This is a genomic window from Alterluteimonas muca, from assembly GCF_021191595.1.
Lineage (GTDB): Bacteria > Pseudomonadota > Gammaproteobacteria > Xanthomonadales > Xanthomonadaceae > Luteimonas > Luteimonas muca.
Map to the genome: position 1 here is coordinate 26,848 of NZ_JAIWPS010000015.1, position 16,287 is coordinate 43,134.

General features: G+C 68.7%; 14 protein-coding genes and 1 riboswitch. Of the genes, 7 read left to right on the forward strand and 7 right to left on the reverse strand.

The window, feature by feature from the left end:
• From LDO11_RS14745 to LDO11_RS14755, 3 genes are all read right to left on the reverse strand, one after another.
• Positions 1–543, reverse strand: a complete 543-nt coding sequence (locus LDO11_RS14745) for a DUF4124 domain-containing protein (RefSeq protein WP_232142211.1) — start codon at positions 541–543, stop codon at positions 1–3.
• Between the two features lie 191 nt (positions 544–734).
• Complete coding sequence (gene metF, locus LDO11_RS14750) at positions 735–1,559, reverse strand: methylenetetrahydrofolate reductase [NAD(P)H] (protein ID WP_232142212.1); 825 nt, start codon at positions 1,557–1,559, stop codon at positions 735–737.
• Between the two features lie 64 nt (positions 1,560–1,623).
• The gene (locus LDO11_RS14755; protein ID WP_232142213.1) at positions 1,624–1,947 is read right to left on the reverse strand and encodes a BolA family protein; all 324 of its coding nucleotides are present in this window, start codon (positions 1,945–1,947) and stop codon (positions 1,624–1,626) included.
• Positions 1,948–2,044: 97 nt separating this feature from the next.
• Here LDO11_RS14755 and LDO11_RS14760 point away from each other — a divergent pair, with 97 nt between their 5' ends.
• From LDO11_RS14760 to LDO11_RS14770, 3 genes are all read left to right on the forward strand, one after another.
• Positions 2,045–2,602: a DUF3228 family protein gene (locus tag LDO11_RS14760; protein WP_232142214.1), complete on the forward strand. Its 558-nt coding sequence runs from the start codon at positions 2,045–2,047 to the stop codon at positions 2,600–2,602.
• Positions 2,603–2,721: 119 nt separating this feature from the next.
• On the forward strand, positions 2,722–3,882 hold the full coding sequence (locus LDO11_RS14765; RefSeq protein ID WP_129135146.1) for a zinc-dependent alcohol dehydrogenase: 1,161 nt from the start codon (positions 2,722–2,724) through the stop codon (positions 3,880–3,882).
• A 26-nt stretch (positions 3,883–3,908) separates the two neighbouring features.
• Positions 3,909–4,319 (forward strand): hypothetical protein, encoded by a 411-nt coding sequence (locus tag LDO11_RS14770; RefSeq protein ID WP_232142215.1) that lies wholly within the window; start codon positions 3,909–3,911, stop codon positions 4,317–4,319.
• Between the two features lie 187 nt (positions 4,320–4,506).
• Here LDO11_RS14770 and ahcY read toward each other — a convergent pair whose 3' ends face one another.
• A complete protein-coding gene (gene ahcY / locus LDO11_RS14775) occupies positions 4,507–5,964 on the reverse strand; it encodes an adenosylhomocysteinase (protein ID WP_232142216.1) in 1,458 nt (485 codons plus the stop codon).
• A 37-nt stretch (positions 5,965–6,001) separates the two neighbouring features.
• Positions 6,002–6,115: riboswitch (S-adenosyl-L-homocysteine riboswitch) on the reverse strand.
• A gap of 471 nt (positions 6,116–6,586) precedes the next feature.
• On the opposite strand from ahcY, the gene LDO11_RS14780 reads away from it, so the two are divergent.
• Both LDO11_RS14780 and LDO11_RS14785 read left to right on the forward strand, forming a co-directional pair.
• On the forward strand, positions 6,587–9,094 hold the full coding sequence (locus tag LDO11_RS14780) for a S9 family peptidase (protein WP_232142217.1): 2,508 nt from the start codon (positions 6,587–6,589) through the stop codon (positions 9,092–9,094).
• A 220-nt stretch (positions 9,095–9,314) separates the two neighbouring features.
• Positions 9,315–11,033 carry a LysM peptidoglycan-binding domain-containing protein gene (locus LDO11_RS14785; RefSeq protein WP_232142218.1) on the forward strand — a complete coding sequence of 573 codons (1,719 nt, stop codon included), beginning with the start codon at positions 9,315–9,317 and terminating at the stop codon, positions 11,031–11,033.
• Between the two features lie 77 nt (positions 11,034–11,110).
• Here the strand turns inward: LDO11_RS14785 and metK are convergent, their stop codons facing one another.
• A complete protein-coding gene (gene metK, locus LDO11_RS14790; RefSeq protein ID WP_232142219.1) occupies positions 11,111–12,337 on the reverse strand; it encodes a methionine adenosyltransferase in 1,227 nt (408 codons plus the stop codon).
• Positions 12,338–12,464: 127 nt separating this feature from the next.
• On the opposite strand from metK, the gene LDO11_RS14795 reads away from it, so the two are divergent.
• Both LDO11_RS14795 and LDO11_RS14800 read left to right on the forward strand, forming a co-directional pair.
• The gene (locus tag LDO11_RS14795) at positions 12,465–13,208 is read left to right on the forward strand and encodes a UPF0149 family protein (protein ID WP_232142220.1); all 744 of its coding nucleotides are present in this window, start codon (positions 12,465–12,467) and stop codon (positions 13,206–13,208) included.
• Between the two features lie 6 nt (positions 13,209–13,214).
• On the forward strand, positions 13,215–14,270 hold the full coding sequence (locus tag LDO11_RS14800) for a metal-dependent hydrolase (RefSeq protein ID WP_232142221.1): 1,056 nt from the start codon (positions 13,215–13,217) through the stop codon (positions 14,268–14,270).
• Here the strand turns inward: LDO11_RS14800 and LDO11_RS14805 are convergent.
• Entirely contained in the window at positions 14,264–15,097 is an 834-nt protein-coding gene (locus LDO11_RS14805; RefSeq protein ID WP_232142222.1) for a class I SAM-dependent methyltransferase, read from the reverse strand. The two genes, LDO11_RS14800 and LDO11_RS14805, sit on opposite strands and share 7 nt — an antisense overlap.
• 133 nt (positions 15,098–15,230) lie before the next feature.
• Positions 15,231–16,244 (reverse strand): tRNA dihydrouridine synthase DusB, encoded by a 1,014-nt coding sequence (gene dusB / locus LDO11_RS14810; RefSeq protein ID WP_232142223.1) that lies wholly within the window; start codon positions 16,242–16,244, stop codon positions 15,231–15,233.
• Positions 16,245–16,287: the final 43 nt, after the last annotated feature.

Genomic DNA, 16,287 nt, shown 5'->3' on the forward strand with positions numbered 1-16,287 from the left:
CTACAGGCTCACCCACCAGCAGCCCATATGCCGGCGCAGGCCGAGCACGGTGCTGCGCGGGGTGATGCGGTCGCCCACGGTCTGTTCCAGCCGCAATGCCACCGGACGCCGCCGCGCCGCAGCTGCGGTCGCCAGCGGCTGGGTCGCCCGGGATGGAAACGTGGACCCGCTGTATTCGGCCGAGGGAGCGGATGCGGGCGCCGTGGCCTGCGCCTGCACCGGCACGATCCGCACCAGCGGCCGCTGCACGATCACCTCGAGGCGATCCATCACGTTGTGGCCGTTGCGATGCGATACGCCCGCGAAGTGGTAGACGCCGGCCAGCCGGTTGACGTCGCGGCTGTCGATGGCGGTGCTGACCTCGTGCATGAGGTCCTGCACGTTGCGGGGGCAGCCGCGATACGCACGCGGGGCCGGGCCGGGCGCGGCACCGCGCTGCGGCGTGGAGACGGCACCGACGTCGCTGCAGCGACGGTCGGTGTAGATGGTGGTGCCATCCGCACCGGTGCAACGGTTGATCGACTGCGCGTACGCCGGCGCCATGGCCGGAGCCCCCGTCAGGGTAGCGGCCAGAAGCGCAAGGAGGGCGGAGGGACGGCGCATCCGCCGGAAGCGTAACGCGGGGAGGGGAGTGCGGCCATGCGCCTGGCGACGTGAGCGCGTGGGGGGGGGGGCGGGGACACACCCCCTGGCGGGTACTCGATTCCCGCGTATGGACGGTGGCGAAGGGCGGGTCAGCCCAGGCGCGCAAGCACCGCCTGCGTCGGGCGCGCCAGGTTGAGCGCATAGAAGTGCAGCCCGGGCGCCCCGCCGTCGACCAGGCGCCGGCACAGGCGGGCGACCAGGTCGGCGCCGAACTCGCGGATGGCGTCGGCGTCGTCACCGTAGCCCTGCATGCGGCGGGTGATCCAGCGCGGGATCTCCGCACCGCAGGACTCCGAGAACCGCCGAAGCTGCGAGAAATTGGAAATCGGCATCACCCCGGGCACGATCGGCACGTCCACGCCCAGCCTGCGGGCATCGTCGACGAACTGGAAATAGGCGTCGGCGTTGTAGAAGTACTGGGTGATCGCGCCGTTGGCGCCGGCATCCACCTTGGCCTTGAAGTTGCGCAGGTCGAGGTGGGCATCGTCCGCCTGCGGGTGGGTTTCCGGGTAGCAGGCCACCTCGATATGGAAGTGGTCGCCGGTCTCGTCGCGGATGAAGGCCACCAGGTCGGCGGCGTAGCGCAGTTCGCCGGCATGACCCATGCCCGACGGCATGTCGCCGCGCAGGGCCACCAGCCGGCGGCATCCGATCGCGCGATAGAGCTTGAGCAGCTCGCGGATCTCCTCGCGCGTGCCGCCCACGCACGACAGGTGCGGCGCGGCCTCGAAGCCATGCTCCTGGCGCAGCCTGCGCACGGTTTCGGGGGTGTAGCTCAGCGTCGAGCCGCCGGCGCCGAAGGTGCACGACACGTACTCCGGCCCGTGCGCCTTCAGCCTGCGCGCGGTGCGGTCGAGCTGCTCGCGCTGTTCGTCGGTCTTGGGCGGGTAGAACTCGAAGCTGAGCGGGATCATCGCGGCGGCCGTGGTGGCGTCGCCGAAGTCTATCTCTTTATCGCGATAGAAGGGGGGCGTCCGCTCAGCCCGGACTGCCGACGTCATGGCGGCTACCGCCGCGGCACTGCGGCGAGTCAGGCACCGCGCCTTCGCGCGCGTCCCACTCTTCTGGCGTCCACGCGTGCAGGGCAAGTGCATGGATCTCCTGCATCAGTCCACCCAGCGCGGCGTAGACCTTCTGGTGACGCTGCACCGCACGCAGGCCGGCGAACGCGTCGCTGACGATGACGCCCTTGTAGTGCGTCTGCGTGCCGCGACTGTGCATGTGGCTTTCGTCGAGCAGCTCGAGGTGGCGGGGCTGAAGCACCTGCAGCGCGGTGCGCAGGCGGTCGATGGTCGCGGTCATGGCAATGGCGTGATGCGGGGGAAGCCGATGATGCCATGGCGTTCGCGGCGGCCTGTCCGTAGCGGCTAACCTCGGGGTTTTTCCGCCGAGCATCCACATGTCCATCGTCCTTACCCCGTTCGCCCGTGCACGGCTATTTCCCTCGCCGATGCGCGCCAACACCATCCAGGACTGCAGCCCCGGGGAATTCGAGCGCCGCCTCAACGACGAAGCGCCGGAACGCGTGCTGCCCGGCTATGCGCCGTTCTGCCAGCTGCATGTGCACGCGAACTGGACGTCCACCCGCTGCCTCACGGTGCCGATCACCGATGCCAACCGCCACCGGCTGCGCTCGGCCTACGAGGCGCGCACGCGCGAGGAACTGCCGGTGCTGGTGCGCTGGTTCGAGGGCGTGGAGGCGCCGGTCGCGCGCTGGCTCATCCCCATCCTCTACAGCCGCGAGCAGCTGGCCAGGGAAGGCGCGGCGATCGACGCCGACTGGGGCGTTGTCGGCTGCCTGTACACGATGGAGCCGGAGGAGATCCCGATGGCGCCGATCACGATGATGCGCAACGCGCTCGGCGTGGAGGAGGGCGGTTCGGGCATTGCGCTGGATCGCGACGCCTATCGCCGTGCAGTGGATTTCTGGGAGCGAAACGCCAACTGGCGTCCCTGAACGCGCCGCCTCCACGCAATCACGACATCCTCCACGCGCTGCGTTCACGGCTCCCGCGAGAAGGTCGGAAACCGCGCCGGATCCGTCCGGCGCTTCCGACCCCCACCGGAGACCTGTCCATGCTGGCCACCACCTACCGGCGCCCGCGCACGATGCGCATTGCCCACGTCGCCGAGCCCGAGATCGAGCATCCCAACGACGCGATCATCCGCGTCACCCGCAGCTGCATCTGCGGGTCCGACATCCACATCTACAACGGCCTGGTGCCCGATACACGGGTCGGCCAGATCATCGGCCACGAGTTCACCGGCGTGGTGGAAGAGGTCGGCCCGTCGGTGCAGAACCTGAAAGTCGGCGACCGCGTGCTGGTGCCATTCAACATCTTCTGCGGCAGCTGCTACTTCTGCCAGAAGGAGCTGTACGGCAACTGCCACAACGTCAACTCGCAAGCCAGCGCGATGGGCGGCTTCTACGGCTATACCCACACCGCCGGTGGCTACGACGGCGGCCAGGCGGAGTACGTGCGCGTGCCGTTCGCCGATGTCGGCCCGACGGTGATCCCCGACGACATCCACATCGAGGACGCGGTGCTGCTGACCGATGCCTTCCCCACCGGCTACCAGGCCGCGGAGATGGGCAGCATCCGCGAGGGCGACACCGTGGTCGTGTTCGGTGCCGGCCCGGTCGGCCTGTTCGCGGCCAAGAGCGCGTGGTTCTTCGGCGCCGGCCGGGTGATCGTGGTCGACTGCGAGGACTACCGCCTGGAGTTCGCCAAGAAGTTCGCCCACTGCGAGACGGTGAACTTCCGCGAGGTCGACGACATGGCCACGCATCTGAAGAAGATGACCGACTGGCTGGGCGCCGACGTGTGCATCGACGCGGTCGGTTGCGACGCCACCGGCAGCGCGTTCCACAGCGTCACCGGCAAGGTGATGATGCTGCAGGGCGGTTCGCCCATCGCCCTGCACTGGGCGATCAACAGCGCACGCAAGGGTGGGCGCATCTCGATCGTCGGCGTGTACGGGCCGACCTTCAACATGATTCCGATCGGCAATGCGATGAACAAGGGCCTGACCCTGCGCATGAACCAGGCCAGCGTGAAACGCCATCTGCCGCGGCTGATCGAGCACATCCGCGCCGGGCATATCTCCCCGCGCGAGATCATCACCCACCGCATTCCGCTCGAAGACGTGGCCGACGGCTACGACATCTTCGTCAACAAGCGCGACAACTGCATCAAGCCGGTGCTGATCCCGCCGTCCGCGCGCGGGGCGGCGTGATGGCCGGCAACGAACGGGAGACGACCATGGATAACGCAAGCAAGTTCGCCCACATCCCCGGCTGGGGTGCAGACCTGGCGCGCGAGAACCGTCCTGCGGTACCGATGGAGCGCACGCCGCCGCGGCTGGACGTGCCGTGGAGCGATCCGCCGCCACAGCAGCCCCGTACCGTCGAGGTGCTGAAGTCGGTCGAGCGCCCGGAGCACTCGCGCACCTTCGGCACCCGGCTGCCGCCGAAGGGTCTGAGCGGCGTGATCCGACGTGCCGCGTTCAAGCGCAGTGAGAACGACATCGGCCACTGGCTGATGCTGATGGCCGCCGACCGCGTCAACGTGGTCGAGGGACTTTGCGAGGACGTGCGGCACAACCCGGGCAAGGCGCTCGCCGTGGGCGCCGGCGCTGCGCTGGTCGCATGGTGGCTGTTGCGCGACGACTGAGGCTGTCTACGCGATGCCACCCCTGGACGTCCCGCCCGCGAAGGCGGGAGTCCATGGACGTAAACGCGGACCGGAAGGTAGCGTCCTCCTGCGCTCAAGCGGATGACCGGAGCAGGAACAACTGTTGGACTGGAACGAAAACGGGCGCCGCGAGGCGCCCGTTTCCGTATCCACCGTAGCGGGCAGATCAGTAGCGGTAGTGGTCCGGCTTGAACGGGCCTTCCACCGGCACGCCGATGTAGTCGGCCTGTTCCTTCGACAGCTTCGTCAGCTTCACGCCGATCTTCTCCAGGTGCAGGCGCGCGACTTCCTCGTCGAGGTGCTTGGGCAGCAGGTAGACCTTCTTCTCGTAGCTGTCCCTGTTGGCCCACAGGTCGATCTGGGCCAGCGTCTGGTTGGCGAACGAGTTCGACATCACGAAACTCGGGTGGCCGGTGGCGCAGCCGAGGTTCACCAGCCGGCCTTCGGCCAGCAGGAAGATGCTGTTGCCATTGGCGAAGGTGAACTTGTCCACCTGCGGCTTGATGTTGGTGCGCGTGGCGCCCGAGTTGTACAGCGCGTCGACCTGGATCTCGTTGTCGAAGTGGCCGATGTTGCAGACGATCGCCTGGTCCTTCATCGCCTGCATGTGCTCCAGGCGGATGATGTCCTTGTTGCCGGTGGTGGTGACATAGATGTCGCCGCGGCCGAGGGTGTCCTCGATCGTGGTGACCTCATAGCCTTCCATCGCCGCCTGCAGGGCGCAGATCGGGTCGATCTCGGTGACGATCACGCGGGCGCCGTAGGCGCGCAGCGAAGCCGCCGAGCCCTTGCCGACATCGCCGTAGCCGCAGACCACCGCCACCTTGCCGGCCAGCATCACGTCCATTGCGCGCTTCAGGCCATCGGCCAGCGACTCGCGGCAGCCGTAGAGGTTGTCGAACTTCGACTTGGTGACCGAGTCGTTGACGTTGATCGCCGGGATCAGCAGCTTCTGTTCCTGCGCCAGCTGGTACAGGCGGTGCACGCCGGTGGTGGTCTCCTCGGAGACGCCCTTCCACTCGGCGACGGTACGGGTCCAGAAGTCGGGACGCTCGCTGCGCACGCGCTTGAGCAGGTTCTTGATCACCTGTTCCTCGTGGCTGCCCGCCGGGGCGTTGACCCAGCTCTCGTCACCCTGCTCGAGCTCGTAGCCCTTGTGGATGAGCAGGGTCACGTCGCCGCCATCGTCGACGACCAGTTCCGGGCCGATCAGGCCGCCCTTGCCGTCGGGGAACGAGAGCGCCTCGAGCGTGCAGTCCCAGTATTCCTCCAGCGTCTCGCCCTTCCAGGCGAACACCGGGGTGCCGGTGGCGGCGATCGCCGCGGCGGCATGGTCCTGGGTCGAGAAGATGTTGCAGGAGGCCCAGCGCACGTCGGCGCCGATATCCTTCAGCGTCTCGATCAGCACCGCGGTCTGGATGGTCATGTGCAGCGAGCCGGTGACGCGAACGCCCTTGAGCGGCGCCTCGGCGGCATGCTTGCGGCGGATCGACATCAGGCCCGGCATCTCGTGCTCGGCGATGTCGATCTCCTTGCGGCCCCAGTCGGCCAGGGAGATGTCGGCGACCTTGTAGTCACCCTCGGTGGAGAACCGGCGCGCGTCCGGCTTGATCTGTGCGTTCATGGTGTGGCTCCGTCGTCAGGCATCGCATGCGATGCGCAATCGTCGGGCGCGGTTGTCGGGAAGCATGTGGCGAGCCTGGCCGGATGCGCCGCATCGTCGATGCGGCCTCGCGGAGCAACCCGCGGATCCGGTCGCAGCGCCCCTCGCCACGGCCCGGGCATTGTAAACGCGCAGCGCACCGCTGCAGTCGTGCCGTGTCGGGTGCCGTACGGCCTGCGGTCATTTGCAGCACGGAGTGCGCTCGCCGATCCGGGAGGCCGGCACGGCCCTGGAAATCTCCCAGTGCGCACCTGTCTCGGTTGAGCGGAGCCATGCGACGCGTAGTGGGCCGCCACGGTGCCCGATGTCCTGCTGTGGAATGCCGCGTCGCCCCCGCAGGCGGCCTTCCTCCGGCTTTCCCGGAGACAAGCCAGTCGAACATCCCCTCGAGCAGTGCGCCCGCAGATCTCGCTGTTGTCGCGTATCGAGCTGAAACCAGCCACGATCACCGCCGGAAGCAAAGCGCAGCACCTACCGGACGGTGCGGGAGACAGGAGCACCCAGTCCTTTGGCATGACCAACCTCACGGGCCAGCGCCATTGGCCACCGGCTATCCTCGACGGTCGCCATTCCGGGACCCGACATGACCTCTCGCCTGCATCGCCTCGCCGGCCCCCTGCTTCTCGTCGCACTGCTGGCGGTGCCGCCACATGCGCCTGCGCGCACACCGGCCGCCGACGCCGCGACTGCCTCCGATGCGGGTGGCTATCGCCTGCCACCGCCCGAGCTGCAGGTGCTGGTCGATGCACCGCGCGCACCGCGACTGTCGCTCTCACCACGCCGCGACCTTGCCGCCTACCTGCGCAGTCCGGCACTGCCGGGCATCGACGTGGTCGCCCAGCCGGAACTCAAGCTTGGCGGCCTGCGTATCCATCCGCGCACCTATGCCGCCAGCCGCTTCTCGTTCGTCGACGACCTCTGGCTGCAGACCGTCGAAGGTGGCGAGGAACGCCGCATCGCCGGCCTGCCGCAGCCGCTGTCGCTGGACACCATGAGCTGGTCGCCCGACCAGCGCCATATCGCCTTCACCCGGGTGGACGCGCGCGCCGGTCGCGTCGAGCTGTGGATCGTGGACGTCGCCGCCGCGCGCGCACGCCGCCTGATCGAGCAGCCGCTCAATACCGTGGTCGGCAGCGGCTTCGAGTGGCTGCCCGACAGCCAGGGCCTGCTGGTGCAGCTGCGCCCCGAGGGTCAGGGCGAGCCGCCGGCCGATGCCGGCATCCCCGCCGGTCCCAATATCCAGGAAACCGCCAGCGGCGGCGTGGTGCAGAGCCTGCGCACCTTCCAGGACCTGCTGCGCAATCCGCATGACGAGGCGGTGTTTGCACACTTTCTCACCACCCAGATCGCGCGTGTCGACCTGCGCGGTGGGGTGACGCCGGTCGGTGCGCCCGACCTGCATGTGGGCATGGCGGTTTCGCCCGATGGCCGGCACATCCTGCGCCAGCGCCTCGAGCGCCCGTTCTCCTACCTGGTGCCGTATTCGCGCTTCCCGCGGGTGATCGACGTGGTCGCGCTCGACGGCCGCGTGGTGCACACCGTGGCCAGGCTGCCGCTGGTGGAAGGCCTGCCGACCGGCAACGACGCCGTGGCCACCGGCGTGCGCCGCATCGCCTGGCGCGCGGATGCACCGGCCACCCTGGTGTGGGCGGAAGCACAGGATGGCGGCGATCCGTCTGTACAGACCGACGTGCGCGATCGCGTGTACATGCATGCCGCACCGTTCCGCGATGAGCCTCGGGTACTGGCCGAGCTGTCGATGCGCTATGCCGGTGCCGCGTGGGGCAATGGCGAACTGGCACTGCTCAACGAGTACTGGTGGCGCACCCGGCAGATCCGCGAATGGCGGCTGGCACCGGATGGCAATAGCGCGCCGCAGCTGATCCGCGAAGGCTCCTACGAGGACCGCTACGCCGATCCGGGCTCGCCGGTGATGGTGCCCGATGCCAACGGCTTCTCACGTCTGCTGGTCGGCGCCGATGGCAACAGCATCTACCGCATCGGCGAGGGCGCATCGCCCGAGGGCGACCGCCCGTTCCTGGACCGCCAGAGCCTTGCCGACGGCCGCAGCGAGCGCCTGTTCCACTCCAGCGCACCGTGGTACGAGATGCCGCGCGCGCTGCTCGACGACAACGCCACCCGCATCCTCACCACCCGCGAAGCGCCCACCGAACCGGCGAACTTCTTCGTGCGCACGCTGGCGAATGCCAGCGCGGAGCCGGTCGCGCTGACCGCGTTCGAGCATCCCACGCCGCAGCTGCGCGACGTGGTCAAGGAGCAGATCCGCTACCGCCGCAACGATGGCGTCGAACTCACCGGCACGCTGTACCTGCCGCCGGGCTACGACCCGCAGCGCGACGGCCCGCGGCCGCTCTTGATGTGGGCCTACCCGCAGGAATTCAAATCCGCCGACGCTGCAAGCCAGGTCACCGATTCGCCGTACCGCTTCAACACCGTCAGCTACTGGGGCCCACTGGCGTATCTGGCCACCGGCTACGTGGTGCTCGACGACCCGGCGATGCCGATCGTCGGCGAAGGCGATGCCGAGCCCAACGACACCTATGTCGAGCAGCTGGTCGCCAGCGCGCAGGCGGCGGTGGACGAGGTGGTGCGCCGTGGCGTGGCCGATCGCGACCGCATCGCCGTGGGCGGGCATTCCTATGGCGCGTTCATGACCGCCAACCTGCTGGCGCATTCGGACCTGTTCCGCGCCGGCATCGCGCGCAGCGGCGCCTACAACCGCTCGCTCACGCCGTTCGGCTTCCAGGCCGAGGAGCGCAACTACTGGCAGGCGCAGGACACCTACCAGCAGATGTCGCCGTTCAACCATGCGGAGAAGATCCGCGCGCCGATCCTGCTCATCCACGGCGAGGAGGACAACAACTCCGGCACCTTCCCGATGCAGAGCGAGCGCATGTACGCGGCCATCAAGGGCCTGGGCGGCACCACGCGGCTGGTGATGCTGCCGCGCGAGTCGCACGGCTACCGCGCACGTGAATCGATCCTGCACATGCTGCACGAGACCCACCAGTGGCTGGAGACGCACGTGCGCAACGCGCCACCGCGCGCGCAGAAGGCCGCCGCGCGCTGAGGGGGCAGCCACGCTCGGCGTTCGTGATCGCCGTGCGGGCGGCGCTCAGCAGCCGGAAAGCTGCTCGGCGATCGAGGTGCGTGAGCACGACGTGGAATTCGCGATGACATCCCGGGGCGGCCTCGATGCCGCCCCGGTTTCCTAGGGTCATCCCCAGCTGCCTCGCGGGACCCCGCGTCGGACACTTGCCACCATCCATTCCGATCGCCGGAGTTCCAAGATGGTGCACATGATCCACGACGGTGGGCGCGCCTATGTCCCACCGCCGCCGCCGCCGCCACCGGCGGAACGCACGCAGCCGGTACAGCACCGCGTGACCGGCAGCGACACCGTGCAGTCGCTGGCCGAGCAGTACGCAGTGAGCCCGGAGGCGATCCGCGCCGCCAATCCGCAGCTGGGGCAGGGCGGCAATATCGCCCGCGGCGATGTACTCGAGATCCCGCCGCCGCCGCAGAGCGTCACCGGCGACATCGACGCCGGTAGCGCCACCCACTCGACCACCGACGTCAAGGTCACCCTCAAGAACGACGACGGCTCCATCACATGGAAGCCGGACAGCCTGTCGGTGAAGCTCACCGACAAGCAGAAGACCGAACTCGACAACAGCCGCCCCGAAGGCAGCAACCGCCGCGACACCGCCGGTTTCTCGGTGAGCGTCTCCGAAGAGTCCTCGGTCACGGTCACCGAAAGCCACAGCAACACCCATTCCAGCTTCACCATCGCCACCCAGGCGCAGGTCGGCGTGTCCGGCGAGGTGAGCGCCGGTGGCGGCAAGGGCGGCCTGGACGTCAGCGGCGGCATTACCACCGGCATCGAGGCGAAATACAAGGTATCGCTGCCGGGCGAGGCCACCGTCGAGCAGGCCGCGCAGGTCAATCCCTTCGACCCGACGACCCTCCCGGTCGGCGGCAGCGTGACGTTGAACGGCAGCGATTACGTCAACACCTCGTTCGATGCCTCGTTCCGCTACATCGGCACGCAGACCAGGGTGAACAACGCCGAGGGCACCAGCTACGTCATGGAGCGGGTGGACGAGAACACGGTGCGCGTGACCGCCGGCCCCACCGAGACCATCAACGCCTTCAACGGTGTCGGCGTGTCGGTCGGCGACGTCAAGGTCATGGCCGGGCGCGAGGACCAGCTGCACGGTGCCACTCTGCAGACCGCGCAGTTCGACATCACCACGCCGGAAGGCCAGGCCGCGCTGCAGCACTTCAATGCCACCGGCCAGGTGCCACACGAGACCGCGGGCGTTTCCGACGTGGCCACGATCGAGCGCATCGACTTCTCCTCGCAGACGCAGCTGCGCGCGGAGTTCGGCAAGCATGTCGACCTCACCCTGGGCGGCCAGGCCAATACCGGCAGTTCGGTCAAGATCACCTACCCCGACGGCTCGTACTCGCTCACCACCGACCTGGGCTATGGCGGCAACGTGCCGCTGACCATCGAGCAGCGTTTCGATGCCGACGACCACGAGCTGCCGGGCGAGCGCAGCTACAGCTTCGAGGTGAACACGGATCGCCCGGCCTACGGCTGGTTCGACCGCTTCATGGGCGCCAACGAGGCCTCCGAGGAGGAGGCCATGGCAACCCTGCTCAACGTCGCCCTGACCGGCTCGGTGGACGGGAGCGGGCCGGTGGACGCGGGTGACACCGTCACCCTGACCTTCAGCGAGTCGCAGATGCAGGCGCTGATGGAGCAGACGCAATCGACCGTCGACGGCGTCGGGTACGGCGGCGCGCACCCGGATCTCGCCGTGATGCTGGGCAGCGACGGCTATTCGCCGACGCCGACCGACTTCGCCATCTCGCTGGCGCGCAACCTCAACAACGAACCCTACGGCTTCATCGAGAAGCTGTTCCGGATCGCGTCGGGTTCGGATGGCGACAATGCCAACCAGCAGCACGACCGCATCGATGTCGAGGTCAGCACGTCCTGATCCGCAGACCCTTGTGACGTGCGGGAAACGAAGAGGGCCGCTTGCGCGGCCCTCTTCATGTGCAACGGTCTGCCAGCTCAGAGCCCGGCGTCGGCCCGCAGCGCATCGGCGCGGTCGGTGCGCTCCCACGAGAACGCGGTCGCCGACACCGTGTTGCCGTCGGCATCCACGTAGGTGAACTCCTTCGGCTTGCGGCCGAAGTGGCCGTAGGCGGCGGTCGCCTGGTACATCGGGTGGATCAGGTCGAGCATCCTGATGATGCCGTACGGGCGCAGGTCGAAATGGGTGCGGATCAGCTTCTCGATCTGTGCATCCGGGATACGGCCGGTGCCGAAGGTGGTGACCGAGATCGAGGTCGGCTCGGCGACGCCGATCGCGTAGGACACCTGCACCTCGCACTTGTCGGCCAGACCCGCGGCGACCACGTTCTTGGCCACGTAGCGCGCGGCGTAGGCCGCCGAACGGTCCACCTTCGACGGATCCTTGCCGGAGAACGCGCCGCCGCCGTGGCGGGCCATGCCGCCGTAGGTGTCGACGATGATCTTGCGCCCGGTCAGGCCGCAATCGCCCACCGGTCCGCCGATCACGAAGATGCCGGTCGGATTGATATGCACCTTGTTCTTCGGCAGCGTGTCCATCCACTTCTTCGGCAGCACCGGCTTGAGGATGAACTCGCGCACCGCCTCGATCAGGTCCTTCTGCTTGATGCCCGGGTCGTGCTGGGTCGACAGCACCACGGCATCCAGCCCGGCGACCTGGTTGTTCTCGTCGTAGCGCAGCGTGACCTGGCTCTTGGCATCCGGGCGCAGCCACTTCAGCTTGCCGTTCTTGCGCACCTTGGCCTGCTGCTCCACCAGCCGGTGGCTGTAGTAGATCGGCGCCGGCATGTACTCGGGCGCCTCGTTGCAGGCATAGCCGAACATCAGGCCCTGGTCGCCCGCACCCTGTTCCTCCGGCTTCTTCGCCTTGCGGTCGGTGCCGTCCACGCCGGCGGCGATGTCGGGCGACTGCTTGCCGATCAGGTTGAGGATGCCGCAGGTGTGTCCGTCGAAGCCGACGTCGGAATTGGTGTAGCCGATGCCGTTGATGACCTTGCGGGTCAGCTCCTCGATGTCGACCCACGCGCTGGTGGTCACCTCGCCGGCGACGATCGCCACGCCGGTCTTCACCATGGTCTCGCAGGCCACGCGGGCACGCTTGTCCTGGGTGAGGATCGCGTCCAGCACGGCGTCGGAGATCTGGTCGGCGACCTTGTCCGGATGGCCTTCGGACACCGATTCGGAGGTGAACAGGTAGCTCGACATCGGCAATATCCTTGTATTCGGATGAAAAGATGGCCGCGGATGATACAGCTCCGCGCGCCCGCACGCATGTTCGCCGGTGCGGCGTTGCGCGTTGGTTAAACTGGCTGGCCGCTGCCGGAGAATCGCCATGATCCCCACCCCCGAAACGTCGCCGTTCGGCGACGACGACCTCGCCAGGCTCGAAGCACTGCTGTACGACCACGTTGGCGATGGCGACGGCATGCCGCTGGAGGCCGTGGACGGGCTTTTCTCGGCGCTGATCGTCGGCCCCGAGCCGGTGCTGCCCGACGAGGCGTTGCCGCAGGTGCTGGGCGACGGTGAAGCGGCGCCGGAACTGGTCGAACTGCTGCGCAAGCTGTGGGACCACATCACCTGGCGCGTGCGCCAGCCGTTGCCCGTGGATGACGATGCCGATGCCGCCTACGAGCTGATGCCGTTCGTCGGCCTGCCCGAGCTGGAGGACGGCGAAGACGACGACATCGACGCGATCCCGCGCGACTTCCCGGTGGGTGCGCTGTGGGCGGCCGGATTCCTGCAGGGGATGTCGCTGCGCGCCGACGCGTGGACGAAGTGGATGGACGCCGACGCCGACCTCGCGCTCGACATCCAGGACCTGATGCGGATGTCGGTGGCGACGCCGGAGCATGCTGCGGAAATGGAGCTCGACGCCGACGACCTGCTCGACTTCGACGACCGCTGGGGGCTGCTCGCCTCGGTGCCGGCGCTGCTGCAGGATCTCGACCTGATGCGCTTCGAGGCACAGCGCCCGCGCGAACCCATCCGCCGCGAAGCGCTGCCGGGCCGCAACGATCCCTGCCCCTGCGGCAGTGGCCAGAAATGGAAAAAGTGCTGCGGCAGCACGGTGCACTGACCGCGCATGGATTCGCTGACCCAGATCCTGCTTGGCGCCTCGGTGGCCGCGGCCGTGGTGCCGGCGCGGCACCGGCGCGCCGCCATGGGGGCAGGCGCGGTGCTCGGCACGCTGCCGGACCTCGACTCGCTGCCGCTGTGGCTGCTGACCGACGACCCGGTCGCGCAGATGACCCTGCACCGCGGCCTGTCGCACTCGCTGTTCGTGCTGCCACTGGTGGCATGGGCGCTGTGGGCATGGTTCCGCCGCCGTGGCGGACGCGTGGCCGAAGCGCCGCGGGCGTGGTTCTGGGCGATCCAGCTGGCGCTGGTGACCCACCCGCTGCTCGATGCGTTCACCGTCTACGGCACCCAGCTGCTGTGGCCGCTGCCGGCACCGCCGGTGATGTGGTCGAGCCTGTTCATCATCGATCCGGCCTATACGGTATGGCTGCTCGGTGGGGTGCTGGTGGCCTTGTGGGCCGGCGCGAAACCGGTGGCGCGCACCGCGCTGGTCGCCGGGCTGGTGCTGAGCAGCGGCTACATCGGCTGGTCGCTGGCGGCCAAGGCGATGGTCGAGCGCGAGGCGACGCGCACGCTGGCGACGATGGGGCTCGCCGATGCGCCGCGCTTCTCGGTGCCGATGCCACTCAACACGCTGCTGTGGCGGGTGGTGGTGATGACGCCCGACGGCTACCTGGAAGGCGAGCGTTCGGTCGTGGCCGATCGTGGACCGATCCATTTCCGCGCGCACGGGTCCGACATGCAGGCGCTCGCCGCGGCCGGCGACCTGCCGGCGGTGCAGCGGCTGCAATGGTTCAACCATGGCTTCATGCGCGCGCAGGTGCGTGACGGCACCCTGGTGCTCAGCGACCTGCGCATGGGCCTGGAGCCGGGCTACTTCTTCAACTTCGCCGTGGCCCGGCGCGCTGGCGATGGCAACTGGCAGGCACTGGCGCCGCCGCGACAGCTGCCCGGCGACGCCGGCCGGGGCGAACAGCTCGCCGGGCTGTGGCAGCGCATCTGGCAGCAGCCCGCGGCGGGCGTGCCGGCCGCCATGCAACCCGCGGCCGGCGCTCAGTAGACCGTCGCGCGTGCCTGCATGAAGGCGTAGAAGAACACCGCGTCCGGGTCGTTCTGCACCTGGGCGATCTCGCGGCGCATGCCCTCGACGACCTCCGCGGTGACGCAACCGGCGGCGATCAGCTGGTCGGCCGCCGACAGCAGCAGTTCCTCCCAGAAGGCGATCATGGTCTTGCGCAGCGCCGGCTCGCGGTTGTCGAAGTGGAAGGTCTTGACCTCGGTCGAGACGTCGCGGAAGCCACCGGCCAGCAGCAGGTTGCCGAGCTTGGCGCCGATGAACGGATCGCCGCCGCTGTCGTACTGGAAGTCGTTGAACGCCATCCAGTAGCGCCAGACGTTGGGCGAGTACGGGTCGAGCACGAACGACGCGTTCATGACCTCGGTGACGTAGACCGGCGCACCCGGCGCCAGCACCCGTCGCACTTCGCTGAGCACGCGCGCAGGCTTCGGCACGTGTTCGAGTACCCAGCACAGGTAGGCGGCATCGAAGCTGCGCGGCTCGAAGGGCAGGTCGGTGGCGTCGGCCTGGCGGAAGTCGTAGCGGCCATCGAGCCATGGCTGTTGCGCGAGTCGTGCGCGGGCGGCGTCGACCTGCGCCGTGCTGAGGTCGACCCCGGTCACGTGCAGGTCGGGGAAACGTCGCAGCAGGATCTCGGTCTGCGCGCCGACTCCGCTGCCGACCTCGAGCAGCCGTTTCGCGCCGGGATAATCGATGTTGCGGAAGATCGTCGACTCGGCGAGCCGCGCCTGGCGCACCAGGCGTGCCTGCTCGGTGGGCGAGAAGCCGTGCAGGTAGGGGAAGTCGACGCAGGCGGGAAGGTCGCTCATGGGCGTGGCGCGTTGAAGGGCAGGGCCCATTCTAGGAATCCCGGCGTCTGCGCGCTGCGGCGCGTTTGCAACAGCATGGTGCGTTGCCGGGCGCCGGGCCCCGCCTGGCAGTCACCGTGGGCCCACGAGGGGCTCAGGCCGCGTCCGCCCACTCCGGGGCGACGCCCGCGATCAGTGCGTCGAAATAGTCGCGGGTCAGCGCCAGCTGGGCCTGCGCGGTCTCGGCGCGGTTGACCACGGCGCGGAACGCCGCGCGCTGTTCGGCCGAATGCTCCGGGCGGTCCTTCGCATACCAGCCCAGGTGCTTGCGCGCGATGCGCACGCCGCTCTGCTCGCCATAGAAGGCGTGCAGGGCCTCGAGATGGCCGAGCAGCACGTCGCGGACCTCGGCCAGGGTCGGCGGTGGCAGGCGTTCGCCGGTCGCCAGGAAGTGCGCGATCTCGCGGAAGATCCACGGCCGGCCCTGCGCGGCGCGCCCCACCATCACCGCGTCGGCACCGGTATGGCGCAGCACCATGGCCGCCCTGTCGGGCGAATCGATATCACCGTTGGCGATGACCGGGATCGTCAGCTGCGCCTTGATCGCGGCGATGGTGTCGTACTCGGCCTGGCCGCTGTACTGCTGGTCGCGGGTACGGCCGTGGATGGTCAGCGCGGCGATGCCGGCGGCCTCGGCGATGCGTGCGATCACCGGCGCGTTGCGGTTGTCCGCGTCCCAGCCGGTGCGGATCTTCAGGGTGACGGGAACGTCCACCGCGCCGACCACGGCCTCGAGGATGCGGCCGACCAGCGCCTCGTCGCGCATCAGCGCCGAACCCGCCCAGGCGTTGCACACCTTCTTCGCCGGGCAGCCCATGTTGATGTCGATGATCTGCGCGCCGTGCCCCACATTGTGGCGCGCGGCCTCGGCCATCACCGCCGGTTCGGTGCCGGCGATCTGCACCGACACCGGGTCGGGCTCGCCGACGTGGTCCATGCGGTGCAGCGACTTGCGCGTGTTCCAGAAGCGCGGATCGCTGGTGGTCATCTCCGACACCGCGAGCCCGGCGCCCAGCCGCTTGCACAGCTGGCGGAACGGCTTGTCGGTGACCCCGGCCATCGGGGCCAGGATCACGCGGGGGTGGATGCGGTGCGGGCCGATCTGCATGGCGGCATTGTAGGCGCTGGCGCCTGCGGACCCGGCGGACGCG